The following is a 2,388-nucleotide window of genomic DNA, read 5'->3' as shown; positions in this document are numbered from 1 at the left end:
TGATCCCGCTGGTGGCGAGCAACTGCCCGAGCGACTCTCAACTCGGACACCGACTGAAGCGCGTTTGATCCGCGCCCATGCAGGCGCACGGGCGCCACGGAACTCGCACGGGACCGATGATTTTTCACGACGCGACGGTCTGTATCAATGAGCGTCGTGGACGGGAACGATGACCCGCGCGGCAGACGAACGATCATCGATTTCCGAAAAAGGGAGGCCTTTCATATCCGCTCCCCTCGATCCGAATGACACAGCCGTTCTACGATGACCGAGCACACGAGCACTAGAACACCGGCGGCGGCCGCCGCCCTGACCGCGACCATCGGGCTGGCTGCCGCATCCTGGGTGGTCGCGGCCCGGCTAATGAATGGGATGGACATGGGCGTGATGACCCCGCTCGGTTCTTTCGGATCGTTTCTCGTCCTCTGGGTGGCGATGATGGCGGCGATGATGCTGCCGGGCGCGGCTCGGGCGACCTTGCGATACGCCGGGGCGGTCCGCCGCGTGGACGCCGTCGTGTTGTTTGTCGGATCGTACCTGGCGGTCTGGGCGGCCTTCGGCGTTGCAATGTTCGCGGTGTACCGCCCGCACGGCCCGCTCGCCGCGGGCGCGATCACGCTCGCCGCGGGTCTCTACGAGTTCACGCCGCTCAAGCTGGTCTTCCGCCGGCGCTGCCGCGAGTATGCCGACTCAGGATTCGAATTTGGGCTGTGCTGCGTGGGCTCGAGCATCGGACTGATGGTGATGCTGGCGGCGCTCGGGATCATGAGCCTGACGTGGATGAGCGTCATCGCCGTCCTCGTCATTGTCCAAAAGTTCGTGCCCGTGCGGGCCGCCATCGACGTACCGATCGCACTCGCCATGATCGGAGTTGGCATCCTAATCGTTACCGCGCCCGCGGCGGTTCCCGGACTCGCGCCCTCGATGTAAGACGTCACCGGTGTATCGCTGCGATCGATGCCGGCTGTCAACATCGCGGGGAATTGCGACCTGGAAAAGGGAGTTCCCTCAGTGAATATGCCTGCCACCGACATGCCGGATCCCGCGACGCGCCTCGCATTTGCCAAGAGGGGTGACCGGGATGCATTTCAGCGCCTCGCCGAACCCTATCGGCCGGAGCTACAACTCCACTGCTATCGCATGCTCGGCTCGCTCCAGGATGCTGAGGATCTTGTCCAGGAGACGTTCCTGCGCGCCTGGCGCGGTCTCGCCGGCTTCGAGGGGCGCAGTTCGTTCCGCACGTGGCTCTACCGGATCGCCACGAACGTCTGCCTGAATGCTCTCGCCGGCCGTGCGCGCCGTGTGCTGCCGGATGAACAGGGGCCGCCGTCAGACCAGCCTTTCGACCGGATGCTTGAGAGCGGACCGGGCACCGAAATTCCATGGCTTCAGCCCTATCCAGACGCGGCCTTGCAGGGCATCGCCGACCTCGCGCCGGGCCCGGAAGCGCGGTATGAGATGCAAGAGGCTGTGCAGCTCGCGTTCGTCGCCGCGATCCAGTACCTCCCGCCTCGGCAACGTGCCGTCCTGCTATTGCACGACGTGTTGGGCTGGTCGGCGGCGGAGAGCGCCCGGCTGCTCGATGCGTCGGTCGCCTCCGTCAACAGCGCCCTCCAGCGAGCCCGCGCGACCCTTGGAAAACACCTGCCGGAGGGCCAGCCTAAGCCGCAACCGGCGTCGGACGATCGGCAACGCGCGCTTCTGGATCGCTACCTCCGCGCGTGGGAGAGTGCCGATGTCGACGGCTTCGTCGCGCTGCTCAAAGAGGATGCGACGGTGAGCATGCCGCCTTGGCGCCAGTGGTACCGTGGACAAGAATCCCTGCGGAGATTCTTCGACTGGGCGTGGAAACCCGGTGGGCACGGGCCATTCCGTCTGATCCCCATCGGCGCCAACCGGCAACCCGCGTTCGCATTTTATTGCCGCGGCGACATCGAGACCGAGTGGCGGGCTCACTCAATCCACGTGCTGTCGGTACGCGATGACTCGATCGCCACGCTGACCTTCTTTCTCAACCCAGGGCTCTTTGTCCCGTTCGGCCTGCCCCTTGTTCCACCGGGGAACAACCGTCCTGCGGCTCGGACGCTCGAGCAATGACGTCCACATTAGATGGAATCCCCGACCGCCAGGGATCCGCGAGGCCGCTCTTGCGGTGGCAGTTCAAGTGCGTGCACGAATTCCTTGACGCGGCCATCGAGCAACTTCCGACCGAGGCTGGTGGCCAGCCCCCGCCCGGGAGGACGCCATCTATCGCCGCTTCCTACGCGCAAGCCGTGTTCAGTGAGGATTTGGCCGTGAACGGCGTGCTCGCCAAAGGAACGCCGCTTGCGTTATCGACCTGGCTCCGCCGGACTGGCCTCAGCGAGCTGCCGCCTTGTCCGGTGGCGG

Annotated in this window: 3 protein-coding genes; all 3 read left to right on the top strand. The window is 65.3% G+C overall.

From position 1 onward, the window contains the following. The first annotated feature begins 264 nt into the window (after window positions 1–264). A complete protein-coding gene (locus VFP86_03680) occupies window positions 265–930 on the top strand; it encodes a DUF2182 domain-containing protein (protein HET8998727.1) in 666 nt (221 codons plus the stop codon). 87 nt (window positions 931–1,017) lie between these two features. Continuing rightward, window positions 1,018–2,097 (top strand): sigma-70 family RNA polymerase sigma factor, encoded by a 1,080-nt coding sequence (locus VFP86_03675; GenBank protein HET8998726.1) that lies wholly within the window; start codon window positions 1,018–1,020, stop codon window positions 2,095–2,097. Further along, window positions 2,094–2,388 (top strand): hypothetical protein (locus VFP86_03670; protein HET8998725.1); only part of this gene is annotated, 295 nt, incomplete at its 3' end. The genes VFP86_03675 and VFP86_03670, both read left to right, overlap by 4 nt.

Source organism: bacterium (assembly GCA_035703895.1).
Classification (GTDB): Bacteria; Sysuimicrobiota; Sysuimicrobiia; order Sysuimicrobiales; family Segetimicrobiaceae; genus Segetimicrobium.
Note: the sequence above shows the minus strand (reverse complement) of the source record. Positions and strands in the feature narration are given on the sequence as shown.

Coding starts and splice junctions, on each gene's coding strand:
- VFP86_03680 (HET8998727.1), top strand. CDS start 265: ATGACCGAGCACACGAGCACTAGAACACCGGCGGCGGCCGCCGCCCTG.
- VFP86_03675 (HET8998726.1), top strand. CDS start 1,018: ATGCCTGCCACCGACATGCCGGATCCCGCGACGCGCCTCGCATTTGCC.